This window comes from Streptomyces sp. NPDC104309 (assembly GCF_055584025.1).
On sequence record NZ_JBVJMV010000016.1, the window covers coordinates 52,812 to 66,948 of the forward strand.

Below are 14,137 nucleotides of genomic sequence, written 5' to 3' on the forward strand. Positions count from 1 at the left end.
CCGCAAGAACTGGTGCCGCAAGAACTGGTGCCGCGATCCGTGTACCCCGGGGGCGTGCGGAGCCGTGGCGGGCAGGTAGGTTGCGGGGCGTGAGCGAGAACACCGACGACAAGCTGCCCATCCGCATGCTGCACGACCGTGTGCTGGTCCGGTCCGATACGCCGGAGGGCGAGCGGCGTTCGGGCGGCGGCATCCTGATTCCGGCGACGGCCGCGGTCGGCCGTCGGCTGGCCTGGGCCGTCGTGGTCGCGGTGGGTCAGAACGTGCGGACGGTGGAGCCGGGTGACCGGGTGCTGTACGACCCCGAGGACCGTGCGGAGGTCGAGGTGCGCGGTGTGGCGTATGTGCTGATGCGCGAGCGGGATCTGCACGCGGTGGCGGCGGACCGGTTCGAGGGGTCGGTGGATTCCACCGGGTTGTATCTGTAGGTCGTGGCAGTCGCGAGTGACCTGGTGACCGGCGTCACCAGGTCTTTTGCTTGTTCTTTGCTACGGTGGAGCCACCCCGACGAGACGCGCCGTACCGGGCTTCGCAAAGACGACGCACCCCGTTTTTGTTCGCGTTCTGTCTTGTCGGAGGTGCCGTCGTGGCATGGGTTCTGCTGGTTGTCGCCGGTCTGCTGGAAGTGGCCTGGTCGATCGGGATGAAGTACACCGAGGGGTTCACCCGGCTGTGGCCGAGTGTGTTCACGGGGCTCGGGATCGTGGCGAGCATGGTGATGCTGTCCCATGCGGCGAAGACGCTGCCGATCGGTACGGCGTACGGCGTGTGGGTCGGTATCGGGGCGGCCGGTGCGGCGATTCTCGGCATGGCGGTGCTGGGTGAGCCGGCGACCGCCGCCCGGATCTTCTTCGTCTGTCTGCTGCTGGTGGCGGTCGTGGGGCTGAAGGCGACCTCGGGTCACTGACGCGGTGTCACGGTCGCCGGGGGTGCCGCGGCCGTCGGGGGTGCCGCGGGCGTCGGGGGTGCCGGGGCCAGGGCCGGGGGTGCCGGGGCCGGGGGTGCCGGGGCCGGGGGTGCGGGCGCCGGGGGTGCCGAGGGGGCGGGGGTGCCCTGGGCGCCCGGGTAGAGGTCGTAGCCGTTCCCGCCGCCTGGGCCGCCCGGGCCGCCTGGACCACTGATGCCCCCGCCGCCGTTAGCCGCGCCGCCGTCGGCGGGTCCGCCGGTTCCGGGGCCGGGTGGGCTGCTGGGCGAGGTGCCTCCGCCGGTGCTGCTGGGCGGAGTGCCGGCGGGGGGCCCGGACGGTGTCACGGTGTTGCCTGGGCTGCTGCTCTGTTCGGTGGGCGGGGCGGTTTCTTCGGCGCCGCTTTCGAGGTTGAGGACGAAGTCCTGGGCCACGGTGTTGCGAAGCGCGGCCTCGGTGTATTGGGCCCAGGTCCGGGCGGGTGCGTCACCGCCGTTGACGCGGGCCAGTCCGAGTGCTCCGTAGAGCGGTTTCTGCGCGCCGGTGTCGGGGTCCTGGCCCATGACGGCGATGACGGTGGTGAGGTCGGGGGTGTACCCGGCGAACCAGGCAGCCTTGTCATCCTCGGCGGTGCCGGTCTTGCCCGCGGCGGGGCGGCCGGCCGCCTGGGCGGCGGCGCCGGAGCCGCGCTCGACGACGCTCTGGAGGATCGAGGTGGTGGTGTCGGCCGCTTCCCGGCTGACGGCCTGCTCGGTGTTCCTGCTGGGGAGTTCCAGGTCCGTGCCGCCCTTGCTGACCCTGTCGACGAGGACGTACGCGCCGTGCGTGCCGTGGTTGGCGAGGGTGGCGTACGCCTCGGCCATGTCGAGGACGGCGGCGGTGGCGACGCCGAGCGCGATGGAGGGGTACGGGGCGAGGTCGGGGGTGTTCTCGGGGATGCCGAGGGCGATGGCGGTCTGCTTGACCTTTCCGGGGCCGACGTCCTCGGCCATCTGGGCGTAGACGGCGTTGACGGACTTGTCGGTGGCCTCGCGGACGGTGATGGGGCCGTAGTCGATGTCGTCCTCGTTGGCGGGGGCGTATCCGGTGGGTCCGTTGGGGCCCTCGACCATGCGTTTGTTCGTGCCGTCGTAGACGGTGTTGGGAGTGATGCGCTGCCCGTCCTGGGTGGTGGAGCCGTTGGCGACGGCGGAGGTGAAGACGAACGGCTTGAAGGTGGAGCCGACCTGGTAGTCGCGGCGGGTCGCGTTGTTCACGTACTGCTTGGTGTAGTCGACACCGCCGTACATGGCGACGACCCGGCCGGTACCGGAGTCGATGGAGGCACCGCCCACGCGGACGTTGCGGTCGGTCTCGCGGTCGGCGCTCGTCTGGGACATCACGTTGTCGTCGACGGCTTTGACGAGCGCGTTCTGCTTCTTCCTCTCCAGGGTGGTGGTGATCCGGTAGCCGCCGGTGGCCAGGGTGTTCTCTTCGATGATGTTGTTGCTGGTGAGGTAGTCGTCGACGGCCTGGACGACGTAGCCGCGCTGTCCGGAGAGCCCGATGGACGGCTTGACCTTGCCCGGCATGGGGAACTTCATGGCGGCGCGTTCGCCGGTGCCGAGCCACTTCTCCTTGACCATGCCGTCGAGTACGTAGTTCCAGCGCGCGAGGGCCGCCGTCTTGTTCTCGGGGTGGACGACGACGTCGTACGCGCTGGGGGCATTGAGGAGAGAGGCGAGGTAGGCGCCCTCGGCGGTGGTGATCGAGCCGATGTCCTTGCTGTAGTAGGCCTGGGCGGCGGCCTGGATGCCGTAGGCGTTGCGGCCGAAGTAGCTGGTGTTGAGGTAGCCCTCGAAGATCTGGCTCTTGGACTCCTCGCGGTTGAGTTTGACCGCGATGAAGAACTCCTTGATCTTGCGGGCGACGGTCTGTTCCTGGCCGAGGTAGTAGTTCTTGACGTACTGCTGGGTGATGGTCGACCCGCCTTGGGTGCCCTTGCCGGTGAAGGTGTTCCAGGCGGCGCGGGCCATGGCCATGAGGTCGACGGCCCGTTCGGAGTAGAAGTCGCGGTCCTCGGCGGCGAGGACCGCGTGCTGGACGGTCAGCGGGACCTGGGCGAGCTTGACGTTCTCCCGGTTGACCTCGCCGGAGCGGGCGATGACGCTGCCGTCCTTGTAGAGGTAGACGTTGGACTGCGCGGTGGCGTTGGCGTTGGCGGGCGGGATACCGACGAGTTCGTACCCGGCGATGAAGCCGCCGATCAGGAGGGCGACGACGACGAGGAGAGCGCCGACGACCATCCGCCAGGTGGGGACGGCGCGGCGCCAGCCGTTGCGCTTGGGGCGCATGGGTTTCTTCGTCCTGCCGCGCCCGCCGCTCTGTTCTCCGCCGTGGCCGCTGTGACTGCTGTGGCTGCCGTGGCCGGCGTGAGCGCTGTTGTCGTCGTGGGCGGACGGATCCCTGGGGGCCCAGGGCCGGGGTTCGTTCTCCCCGCTCGGCTGCTGTGGCTCGTCGCTCATGTCCGTGCAGACTCCTCGGCCGCGGTCAGTTCCCTCATAGTGCCCTTTTCTATGGAATAAGCCCCGGATCGACCCCCGAAAAGCGGTCGCGGCGGCTGCCTCCACTGGTCTAAGGTCTTGCGCTTTGGTGTCCAACGCCGTTGGGCGCCCGTGCGATGAGCGACGGGGGTGGATGCGGTGCGGCTGTACGCGGTGGTGGCGGCGGGCGGGTTCCGGCGCTATGCCACCTACAGGACGGCGACGGCGGCGGGAGTCTTCACCAACACCGTCTTCGGTTTCATCATGGCGTACACCTATGTGGCGCTGTGGGACGAGCGTCCGCGGCTCGGCGGCTACGACATGCCCGAGGCGCTCACCTATGTGTGGCTGGGGCAGGCTCTGCTGATGACCTGCGCCATGATGGGCGGCGGTTTCGAGGACGAGCTGATCGAGCGGATCCGTACCGGCGATGTCGCGGTCGATCTCTACCGGCCCGTGGATCTCCAACTGTGGTGGCTGGCGGGAGACTTGGGGCGGGCGGCGTTCCATCTGCTGGGCCGCGGCATCGTGCCGATGCTGCTGGGCTCGCTCGCCTTCGAGCTGGCGCTGCCCGGCTCGCCGGGGGTCTGGCTGGCCTTTCTCGTCTCGGTGGCGCTCGGTGTCGTGGTCAGTTTCGCCCTCCGCTATCTGGTGGCGCTTTCCGCGTTCTGGCTGCTGGACGGGGCGGGGGTGTCGCAGATGACGGCCCTGGCCGGGATGTTCTTCTCCGGGATGCTGCTGCCGCTGACGCTGTTCCCCGGGGCGCTGGGCGAGGTGGCGCGCGTCCTGCCGTGGGCGTCGCTGCTCCAGGTGCCGGCCGATGTGCTGCTCGGCAAGCGCACGGGGTGGGGTCTGGTGGAGGCGTATGCCTTCCAGGGCGGCTGGGCTGTGACGCTGCTGCTGGTGGGGCGGTTGGTGCAGTCGGTGGCGACGAGGAGGGTGGTGGTCCAGGGTGGCTGAGACGGCCGGGGCGGTGAAGGCGGCCGGGGCCGGGACGGCGGACCCGCCCGAGGTGGTGTTCGTCGAGCGGTCGAGGCTCGTCGAGGGGGTCCGGGCATACGGGCTGATCGCGGCGATGTGGCTGCGCTCGACGATGGCGTACCGTGCCTCGTTCGCGATGACGGCGTTCGGGAACTTCGCGGCGACCGCCTTCGACTTCGTCGCGATCCTGCTGATGTTCTCGCACGTGGACGCGCTGGGCGGATACTCACTGCCCGAGATCGCCCTGCTGTACGGGGCCTCGGGTACCGCGTTCGGGCTCGCCGACCTGGTGATGGGCTCGATGGACCGGCTGGGGCGGCGGGTGCGCGACGGCACGCTGGACACGCTGCTGGTACGGCCGGTGCCGGTGCTCGCCCAGGTCGCGGCGGACCGGTTCGCGCTGCGCAGGCTGGGGCGGATCACCCAGGGGGCGCTGGTCCTCGGGTACGCGCTGGTGGCGCTGGACATCGACTGGACGCCGCTGAGGGTGGTGATGATCCCGCTGATGCTGCTGAGCGGGGCGACGATCTTCGCCGCGGTGTTCGTGGCCGGGGCGGCGTTCCAGTTCGTCGCGCAGGACGCCTCCGAGGTGCAGAACTCCTTCACGTACGGAGGGAACACGCTGCTCCAGTACCCGCCGTCGATCTTCGCGAAGGATCTGGTGCGCGGGGTGACGTTCGTGGTGCCGCTGGCCTTCGTGAACTGGCTGCCCGCGCTCTACGTGCTGGGCCGGGACTATCCGCTGGACCTGCCGGACTGGGTGGCGTTCCTGCCCCCGGTGGTGGCGGGCCTGTGCGGGCTGCTCGCGGGTCTGGCCTGGCGCACGGGGCTGCGCGCCTACCGCAGCACGGGAAATTGACGGAACACCGGGCAGGACAGGGCAGGACAGCGCAGGACAGCGCAGGGCAGCGCAGGACAGCGCAGGGCAGGCCAGGGACAAGGTCAGGGACGAGGGACATGGACGCGGGACCCGACACCGATACCGACACCGCTGTCAGCGGTATCGACACCACCGACACCACCGAAACCATGGACGCCGCACGCACCGGCGCCGGCGCCGGCGCCGGCGCCGGATTCATCGAGCTCGACAACGTCGAGAAGGTCTTCGACGTGCGCCGGAAGACCGGCTTCATGCGCGGTGAACGCCGCCAGGTGCGGGCGGTCGACTCCATCAGCTTCCGCGTCGCGCGCGGCGAGATGGTCGGCTACATCGGGCCGAACGGCGCCGGGAAGTCGACCACGATCAAGATGCTGACCGGCATCCTCACCCCGAGCGGCGGCCGGCTGCGGGTGGCGGGCATCGACCCGTCCCGGGAGCGTACGAGGCTGGCGCACCGGATCGGTGTGGTGTTCGGCCAGCGCACCACGCTCTGGTGGGACCTGCCACTGCGCGACTCCTACCGGCTGATGCACCGGATGTACCGGATTCCCGACGCCCGCTTCCGCGAGAATCTGGACCGCTGCGTCGAACTCCTCGATCTGGGCGAGCTGTTGGACGTACCCGTACGGCAGCTGTCGCTGGGGCAGCGGATGCGCGGTGACATCGCGGCGGCGCTGCTGCACGATCCCGAGGTGCTGTACCTGGACGAGCCGACGATCGGCCTGGATGTGGTGTCCAAGGTCAAAGTCCGGCAGTTCCTGCGGGACTTGAACGCAGAACGCGGCACGACCGTGCTGCTCACCACGCACGATCTGACGGACATCGAGCAGCTCTGCAAGCGCGTGATGGTGATCGACCACGGCCGGCTGATGTACGACGGCGCGCTCGCCGGGCTGCATGAGGTGGGCGAGAGCGAGCGGACCCTGGTGGTCGACCTGGCGCGTCAACTCCCCCCGATCCGGCTGGACTCGTCGCCCTCGGTCCGCACGGTGAAGGTGGAGGGGCCGCGCCAGTGGCTGGCCTTCCCGGCCTCGGAGTCGGCCGCGCCGCTGGTCGCCCGGATCGCCGCGGACTACCCGCTGGTCGACCTGTCGGTGCGCGAGCCAGACATCGAGGATGTGATCGCGAAGATGTACGCGTCGGCCGGCGGCATGTAGGTCGGTGACGGGAGCGTACGCGTTCAATAGGCTGCGCGGTATGACAAGTGAACTTCCGGAAATGCGTGCCTCCGATACCGAGCGTGAGCGTGTCGCCGAGACCCTGCGCGAGGCGGTGGCCGAGGGCCGGCTGGAGATGGAGGAGTTCGAGCATCGGCTCGAATCGGCCTACAAGGCGCGTACGCACGGGGAACTGGAGCCGCTCGTACGCGACCTTCCGGCGCCGGGCACGGAGGTGGCCTCGTTGACCCCGGCCCCGGCCCCGGCACGCCGGGCGACGGGATCGGCGGCGCGCTGGGCGGACCGGGTCGGCAAGCCCGCCACGTCGAACGGGGCCTTCGCGATCTGGGGCGGGTTCGGTCGCCGGGGGAACTGGACGGTGGGCCGGAAGTTCACCGCGTTCGCGATGTGGGGCGGCGGTGAGATCGATCTGCGCGAGGCCGACTTCGAGGACCGCGAGGTGGTGATCCGCTGCATCACGATCATGGGCGGTATTCATGTGGTGGTGCCGCCGGAGCTGAATACCGACGTCAGGGGCCTCGGCATCATGGGCGGCTTCGGGGACCGCTCGAAGGACGACGGGGATCCGTCGCCGGATGCCCCGCGGGTGCGTGTCACCGGGTTCGCGCTGATGGGCGGCGTCGGTGTGGAGCGCAAGCGGAGCAAGGCGGAGAAGCAGCGGCTGAAGGAGGCCGAACGGGTGCGGGAATTGGACCGGCGGCGCGGGCGGCTGGAGAAGGACTAACGGCCGCGGGCGAGGCCGTAACCCTTCGTCTGGACCGGGCCGGGCTCGCGTGCCCCGGCCCTTCTCGTCAGAGCTGGTCGGAGACGGGCTGTCCGTGCCGCAGGGCCGCCGGATCCATCAGCGAGCCCAGCCGCCGGTAGCCCGTGTCGTTCAGGTGGAGGTGGTCGCCGGAGTCGTAGGACGGCAGGAGCCGGGAGGGGCGGTACGGGTCGCGGGCCGCCTGGTCGAAATCGATGACCGAGTCGAAGATCCCGCCCGCCCGGATCAGCCCGTTGACCTGTTCCCGTACGGCGTTCTGGGCGGGCGTCCAGGTGCGGAACCCCTCGTACGGCATCAGCGTCGCCCCGACGACCCGCACTCCGCGTGCGTGGGCGCGCTGGGTCAGGGACCGCAGGGCGTCCGCGATGCGTCGCGGGTCGGTCTCCTGCGGGGACTGCTGCACATCGTTGATGCCCAGCGCGATGACGACGGTCCTCACCCCGGCGACGTCCAGTACGTCGCGGTCGAAGCGGGCACTCGCCCGTACGCCGCGTCCGTCGCGCAGGATGCGGTTGCCCGCGATGCCCGCGTTGGCCACTGCGTACCGGTCGTGCAGCCGGTCGGCCAGGACGTCGGGCCAGCGGCTGTCGGCGTCGAGGGTGGAGCCGGTGCCCGCCGTGAGCGAGTCGCCGATCACCGCGATCGTTCCGGCGGCGGTCTCGTTGTGCACGTCGACGGCGGTGAGGTAGCGCCAGTCGGTGGTGCGCCAGGTGCCCCGTGCGTCCTCCACGTACGACGTCTGGTGGGTGCCCGGGTGGATCGTGACGGGACCCTCGGCGGTGGGAGTGCGCAGGGTGACGACGAGATCCGTGTCGGCGGCGACCGGGACGACGACCGGGTCGCTGACGACCCGTCCGCCCGCGGCGACGGTGACGGCGGACGCGCCCCGGAAGGTCACGGGGCGGGTGTTCACCGTGGCGTGGTCCATCACCAGCGGGTGCGTACCGAAGAGGTTGGAGAGGGTGATGCGGGCCGCGTCGCCCCCGATGCTGGTGTGCACGACGTTACGGATGGTGCGCCGGGCCGGGTCGCCGCCGTGGTACGTGTCGATCACGCCGGTGGTGGGTGCCGCCGTCCAGGTGCTGAGCCAGAGGCCGGTGGAGTGGGCGGGCGCGGCGGGCGTACGGGCGACGGACCGCGGGTCGGGTGCGGCGATCTGCTTGCGGCCGGTGCCGGAGCCGGAGAACAGCAGGGAGCCGGCGAACGCCACACCGGCGGCGAGTGCGGCGGTGCCCGCCACGAGGGCGATGAGCAGGGCGTACCCCTGACGCCTGGGCATGGGCGGTTTTTCTCCTCGTGGTTGTCGGCTGATCCCATGATGGGGCAGGGCTCCGGGAACTCGACGTGCGGCCCGGGAGTAGGTCAGGTAAGGACAATGCGTACGGGACACCGGGGGCGATACGTACGCGGACGGGTGGAGCGGATGGAACGGATCGATCGGACCGGACCCGGGGAACAGGGTGCGGGGCAGGCGGAGCGTGCCCAAGAGCAGGTGGCGGGTGCGGCCCGTTCCGCGCCCGGCGGCCGTCCGGCCCCCCTTGCCTCGTTCGCGTACACCGCCGCCGACGAGGAGAAGCGGCGCGGCGTACGCCGGATGAAGACCACGGCGACGGGCCTCCTTCTGCTGGTCGCGCTGGTGTACGTCCTCGCCACCTGGGCGAAGAACGCGGGCGTGGGCGGCTGGCCGGGCTTCGTCGCCGCCGCAGCCGAGGCGGGGATGGTGGGTGCGCTGGCCGACTGGTTCGCCGTCACGGCGCTGTTCAAGCGTCCGCTCGGCCTGCCGATCCCGCACACCGCCATCATCCCCACCAAGAAGGACCAGCTGGGGGCCTCCCTGGGTTCCTTCGTCGGGGAGAATTTTCTTTCCGGCGATGTCGTACGGAGCCGCATACATTCGCTCGGCATCGGCGGTCGGCTCGGGGCCTGGCTGGCCGAGCCGCAGCACGCCGACCGGGTCACCGCCGAGCTGTCGACCGCGCTGCGCGGCGCGCTGACGGTGCTGCGGGACTCCGATGTGCAGGCCGTGGTGGGCGAGGCGATCACCCGGCGGGCCAACGCGGCGGAGATCGCCCCCGGCCTCGGCAAGATGCTGGAGAAGATCGTCGCCGACGGCGGCCACCGCAGGGTGGTGGACCTGATCTGTGTGCGCGCCCACGACTGGCTGGTGCTGCACGGCGATTCGGTGATGGACGCGGTGCAGGGCGGGGCACCGGGCTGGACGCCGCGGTTCGTCGACAAGCGGGTGGGGGAGCGGGTCTACAAGGAGCTGCTGCGCTTCATCACGGAGATGCGGGACATGCCGGGGCATCCGGCGCGCGCCTCGATCGACACCTTCCTGACGGACTTCGCCGCCGACCTCCAGACGGACACGGACACCCGGGCACGAGTGGAGCGGCTGAAGTCGGAGATCCTGGGGCGCGGTGAGGTCCAGGAGGTCATCGCGTCGGCCTGGTCGTCCGTACGCACGATGGTCATCGCGGCGGCGGACGACGAGCAGAGCGAGCTGCGGCTGCGGGCGCGCGCCTCACTGCTGACGTTCGGCGCGCGGCTGGCGACGGACGGGCGGATGCAGGCCAAGCTGGAGGGCTGGCTGGAGGACGCCGCGGTCTATGTCGTCACGACGTACCGCCCGGAGATCACCTCGCTGATCAGCGACACGGTCGCGAGCTGGGACGCGGAGCAGACGTCGAAGAAGATCGAGGCGCACATCGGCCGCGACCTGCAGTTCATCCGGATCAACGGCACGGTGGTGGGTGCGCTGGCGGGGCTGCTGATCTACACGGTGTCGCGGGCGCTGGGGGCGTAGGGCGCGGGGCGCGCGCGAAGGCCGGGGGTTCCGGTCCGAGGAAAGCCGAGGGCCCGGCGTGCCCCCGGGGCGCCGGTTCGCGGGGACGGGCGCCGGGAGCTCGGAGGGGACTCCAGGGCCCTTGAGGGGCTTTGGGGGCGTGTCCGTCCGTGTACCCGTCCGTGTGCCCGTCCTCGGCCGTACGGATGCGTGCCCGCTCTCGCGCGCGGTGCCCCCGTGAACGTACGGGGGCACCGCCCGCGGTCGAACGGTGCGGCGGGCCGTCACCGGCGGTGCGCCGGCGACGGGATCGCGGGCGTCCGAGGTGATTCAGACGGCCCGGCGCGTGACCGCCCACGACGCGGCGGCCACGCCGCCCGCCACGGCGAAGACGGCGGGCCAGGCACCGACCTTCTTGGCCAGCGGGTGCGAACCGGCGAACGCGGCGACATACGCGGCGGTCAGCCCGGCGGCCGCACGCGGTCCCGCCTGCCGGTTCCACTCGTACGCGGCGACGCTGCCCGCGGCGGCGAGGGCGACCCCGCCCAGCGGCCGCTTCTTCGTCCACCGGGCGACGGCGTACCCGCCGACCAGCCCGCTCGCCGCCACCGCCGCTGCCGGAACCTTCGCCATCGCAGCCACCTTCGCCTTCTCGTCCGTGTCGTCCGGGTCAGGAGCCCGGGGCTTCGAGGCTAACGCGGAGCCCGTACTTCCTGTCGCCGAGGGGGTGCACAGGCGTTTACCCTGAGCGGGTGAACGTTCGTGCACCCCTGCGCGATGCCCCGGCCGACGAGCACCGTACGGAGAGCCATGCCCGCGGACATACCCGCCTCGACCACCGCCGCCGCCACCGCCGAACCGGCCCCGCATCCTCGTTTCGCCGTCGGCGTGCTGGCCTTCTGCGGCGTCGTGGTCGCGGTCATGCAGACGATCGTCGTACCGCTGCTCCCGCACATCCCGGCCCTCACCGGCGCCACCCCGGCCGCGGCCAGTTGGCTGGTCACCGTCACTCTGCTCACCGGCGCCGTCTTCACGCCCGTCCTGGGCCGCGTCGGTGACATGTACGGCAAGCGGCGGGTGCTCGTCGCCTCGCTCATGGTGCTGGTGCTGGGTTCGGTGCTGTGCGCGGTCAGCTCCCACATCGGCGTACTGATTGTCGGCCGCGCCCTGCAGGGCGCGGCGCTCGCCGTGGCGCCGCTGGGCATCAGCATCCTGCGTGACGAACTCCCGCCCGAGCGCGTGCTGTCCGCCGTGGCGCTGATGAGTTCGACGCTCGGCATCGGCGCGGCGATCGGGCTCCCGGTCGCGGCGCTCGTCGTCGAGAACTTCGACTGGCACACGATGTTCTGGGTCTCGGGGGTGATCGGCGTCATCGACATCCTGCTGGTGCTGTGGTGCGTACCGGAGTCCCCGATCCGCACCCGCGGCCGTTTCGACGCCGTCGGCGCGCTGGGCCTGTCCGGGACCCTGGTCTGCCTGCTGCTCGCGGTCACCCAGGGCGCGGACTGGGGCTGGACCTCGGCCCGTACGGTCGGACTGCTCGTCGCGGCCGTGGTGCTGGCGCCGGTCTGGGGCGCGTACGAGCTCCGCGTCCCGACGCCCATGGTGGATCTGCGTGTGTCGGCCCGCCCGGCCGTCCTGCTGACCAATGTCGCGGCCCTGCTGATCGGCTTCGCCTTCTACGCCAACTCCCTGGTCACCGCGCAGATGGTGCAGGAGCCGAAGGCGACGGGTTACGGGCTGGGCGCCTCGCTCGTCGTCAGCGGGCTGTGTCTGCTGCCGGGCGGCGTGATGATGGTGGCGCTCTCGCCGGTCTCGGCGCGGATCTCCGCGAAGTACGGTCCCAAGGTCAGCCTGGCGTTGGCGGCGGGGGTGATCGCGGCCGGATACGTGGTGCGGTACTTCACCAGTCACAGCCTCTGGCTGATCATCGCCGGTGCGACGGTCGTCGCCTCGGGCACGGCCATCGCGTACTCGGCGCTGCCCGCGCTGGTGATGCGCGGCGTCCCGGTCAGTGAGACGGGCGCGGCCAACGGCCTCAACACCTTGATGCGGTCGGTCGGGCAGGCGTTCTGCAGCGCGACGGTGGCCGCGGTGCTCGCCAACCTCACGTTCCTGGTGGGCGGCCGGACGGCCCCGACGCTCCACGCCTACCAGGTGGTCTTCCTGGTCGCGGCGGGCGCCGCACTCGCGGCGCTGCTGGTCACGCTGTGCCTGCCCGGCAGCCGTACGTCCGCGACGGGTACGGTCGAAGGGAGCCGCAACGCCCCCGGCGACCGGGAGGACGGTGTGCGGACGATCTCGATCCGGGAGGGCGCATGACCAGCGGCCAGGCCACCGTACCGGCGCCGGGTGCCGTGGACGCGGCGGGCACGGGCCGGGACGCGATCCTGCGGGCCGCGCGCCGGGCGTTCACGCAGCGACCGTACGCCGAGGTGACCATCAGAGGCATAGCGGCCGACGCGGGGGTGAGCCCGTCCCTGGTCGTCAAGCACTTCGGCCGCAAGGAAGAGCTCTTCAACACCGTCGCCGACTTCGGCCCCGCGGCCGCGGAACTCTTCGACGCACCGCTCGGCACGCTGGGCCGCCACATGGTTGTGACGCTGGTCAGGCGCCGCCGGGAGCTGCAGTCCGACCCCCTGCTGCGGGTGGTCTTCTCGCTCGGCAATCGCGACGAACGCTCGCTGCTGCGCGACCGCTTCCACGAACAGGTCACCGAACCCCTGGCCGCCCGCCTTCCCGGTCCCGAACCCGCCCTGCGCGCCGAACTGATCGCCGGCCACCTCCTCGGCCTCGGCGCCACCCTCAGCCTCCACCGCGACGGCGCGGGTGCGGAAGCCGCCCCCGAACACATCGCGGATCTGTACGCGCCCGCGCTGCAGGCCCTGATCGCCGGCTGAGGAGCGTCGAGGTGCGGCCCTCCGCGAAGGGCGACTCCTCCGCGAGGCGAACCGCTGTCCTCGGGCCGGGCGGACGGCGTCGTCACGGGTGATGGAGCGCCCGGGAACGACCGGGGGTGTGGCGCCATCGGCGAGGAGCGTGGAACCGGCGCTCGCGGACTGGGCGGTGCGGCCGGGCGGCTGCCCCGGGCGCGGGCGAGGCGGGTCGAGGAGGGCGTGCCACCGGTTGTGGTCAAGATCCGCCGGGTTACGGGTCTGTCCCAGCGGGCGGCGGCCGCGGACAGGTGCGGAACGGTGGCGGGAACCGCCGTCCCGGCCGGCCGGCGGCGTGCCCCGGCGCGGTGTGCCCGGTGGTGGTGCGTGTTGTGCCTGGCTGTGCGTGTAACAGGGATGTATTAGGGGGTGGTTGGGCGGAACGGTTCACCGGGCAGGGCGGGTCCTGGTGATCAGAAACTCTCGCTCGTACCGACTCGTACCGAGCAGCCGGCACCCCCCACCGATACTGAGGAAGAAACGATGCGTGTTCACAAGCTGACCTTCGCCGCCCTGGCCGTTGTCGCGGGTCTCTCGCTCACGGCCTGCCAGAACGGCGACGAAAGCACGGGACAGAGCGCCCCGTCGTCCGCGTCCACCGCGTCTTCCGCGAGCGGTGGTTCGGGCTCGGGCGGTTCGGGCTCGGGCGGTTCGGATCAGGGCGGCGGGAAGGACTCCGCCGGGAAGAGCGCCGGCGGACAGGGCACGGCCGCCGGGACCGGTTCCAACGAGAACGGCCAGGTCGGCAAGTGCCGCACCGACGAGCTGAAGATCACGGCGGCGGACAGCACCATCGACGGCGACACCGATGAGACCGTCGCGGTGGAGCTGAAGAACGGCGGCGGCCGGGACTGCACGCTCTCCGGGTACGCGGGCGTCGACCTGAAGACCAGCTCGGGGTCGCTGTCCGCGAAGCGCACCGGTGAGAAGGCCACCCCGATGACCCTCAAGGCCGGGAAGTCGGTGTACTTCGGTATCAACTACCCGAGCAACAAGTCGGGCGGCTCCGGCGTCCGCATCACGGGCCTGGTGGTGACCCCGCCGGACGAGACGAAGTCGGTCACGCTCGACTGGCCGGGTGCCGCCACGCTGCCCGTCACGGACGGCTCCGGCTCCCAGGTGAAGGTCGGCCCGATGGGCAGCGCCGGTCAGGGCGAGGGCTGACCCGCGCGTCAGGCACTGTCCGGCGGA

13 protein-coding genes and 1 riboswitch are annotated in these 14,137 nt (G+C 71.2%); of the genes, 10 read left to right on the top strand and 3 right to left on the bottom strand.

Annotation, left to right across the window (positions count from 1 at the left end; genetic code table 11):
• Positions 1-89 precede the first annotated feature (89 nt).
• The gene (locus tag ACZ68L_RS23555) at positions 90-428 is read left to right on the top strand and encodes a GroES family chaperonin (protein ID WP_030923137.1); all 339 of its coding nucleotides are present in this window, start codon (positions 90-92) and stop codon (positions 426-428) included.
• 54 nt (positions 429-482) lie between these two features.
• A riboswitch (guanidine-III (ykkC-III) riboswitch) is annotated at positions 483-547 on the top strand.
• A gap of 39 nt (positions 548-586) precedes the next feature.
• Positions 587-907, top strand: coding sequence for a DMT family transporter (locus tag ACZ68L_RS23560; RefSeq protein ID WP_469579855.1), 321 nt, complete (start codon positions 587-589; stop codon positions 905-907).
• On the opposite strand, the gene ACZ68L_RS23565 is transcribed toward ACZ68L_RS23560, so the two are convergent.
• Entirely contained in the window at positions 901-3,408 is a 2,508-nt protein-coding gene (locus ACZ68L_RS23565; protein ID WP_469579857.1) for a transglycosylase domain-containing protein, read from the bottom strand. The two genes, ACZ68L_RS23560 and ACZ68L_RS23565, sit on opposite strands and share 7 nt — an antisense overlap.
• 177 nt (positions 3,409-3,585) lie before the next feature.
• Here ACZ68L_RS23565 and ACZ68L_RS23570 point away from each other — a divergent pair, with 177 nt between their 5' ends.
• From ACZ68L_RS23570 to ACZ68L_RS23585, 4 genes are all read left to right on the top strand, one after another.
• Positions 3,586-4,386: an ABC transporter permease gene (locus ACZ68L_RS23570; protein WP_469580053.1), complete on the top strand. Its 801-nt coding sequence runs from the start codon at positions 3,586-3,588 to the stop codon at positions 4,384-4,386.
• Complete coding sequence (locus ACZ68L_RS23575) at positions 4,379-5,266, top strand: ABC transporter permease (protein WP_469579859.1); 888 nt, start codon at positions 4,379-4,381, stop codon at positions 5,264-5,266. Before ACZ68L_RS23570 ends, ACZ68L_RS23575 begins: the two co-directional genes overlap by 8 nt.
• A 170-nt stretch (positions 5,267-5,436) precedes the next feature.
• The gene (locus ACZ68L_RS23580; protein WP_469580054.1) at positions 5,437-6,444 is read left to right on the top strand and encodes an ABC transporter ATP-binding protein; all 1,008 of its coding nucleotides are present in this window, start codon (positions 5,437-5,439) and stop codon (positions 6,442-6,444) included.
• A 61-nt stretch (positions 6,445-6,505) separates the two neighbouring features.
• A complete protein-coding gene (locus ACZ68L_RS23585) occupies positions 6,506-7,189 on the top strand; it encodes a DUF1707 SHOCT-like domain-containing protein (RefSeq protein ID WP_469580056.1) in 684 nt (227 codons plus the stop codon).
• A 67-nt stretch (positions 7,190-7,256) separates the two neighbouring features.
• Here the strand turns inward: ACZ68L_RS23585 and ACZ68L_RS23590 are convergent, their stop codons facing one another.
• Positions 7,257-8,507 (bottom strand): SGNH/GDSL hydrolase family protein, encoded by a 1,251-nt coding sequence (locus ACZ68L_RS23590; protein WP_469579861.1) that lies wholly within the window; start codon positions 8,505-8,507, stop codon positions 7,257-7,259.
• Positions 8,508-8,651: 144 nt separating this feature from the next.
• Between ACZ68L_RS23590 and ACZ68L_RS23595 the strand changes: the two genes are divergently transcribed.
• A complete protein-coding gene (locus ACZ68L_RS23595) occupies positions 8,652-10,034 on the top strand; it encodes a DUF445 domain-containing protein (protein WP_469579862.1) in 1,383 nt (460 codons plus the stop codon).
• Between the two features lie 309 nt (positions 10,035-10,343).
• Here ACZ68L_RS23595 and ACZ68L_RS23600 read toward each other — a convergent pair whose 3' ends face one another.
• Positions 10,344-10,646 (bottom strand): hypothetical protein, encoded by a 303-nt coding sequence (locus ACZ68L_RS23600; protein ID WP_469579864.1) that lies wholly within the window; start codon positions 10,644-10,646, stop codon positions 10,344-10,346.
• 177 nt (positions 10,647-10,823) lie between these two features.
• On the opposite strand from ACZ68L_RS23600, the gene ACZ68L_RS23605 reads away from it, so the two are divergent.
• The 3 genes from ACZ68L_RS23605 (at position 10,824) to ACZ68L_RS23615 (ending at position 14,110) form a co-directional block, all read left to right on the top strand.
• Entirely contained in the window at positions 10,824-12,335 is a 1,512-nt protein-coding gene (locus tag ACZ68L_RS23605) for an MFS transporter (protein ID WP_469579866.1), read from the top strand.
• Complete coding sequence (locus tag ACZ68L_RS23610; protein WP_469579868.1) at positions 12,332-12,913, top strand: TetR/AcrR family transcriptional regulator; 582 nt, start codon at positions 12,332-12,334, stop codon at positions 12,911-12,913. Before ACZ68L_RS23605 ends, ACZ68L_RS23610 begins: the two co-directional genes overlap by 4 nt.
• A 516-nt stretch (positions 12,914-13,429) precedes the next feature.
• Entirely contained in the window at positions 13,430-14,110 is a 681-nt protein-coding gene (locus ACZ68L_RS23615; protein ID WP_469579869.1) for a DUF4232 domain-containing protein, read from the top strand.
• Positions 14,111-14,137: the final 27 nt, after the last annotated feature.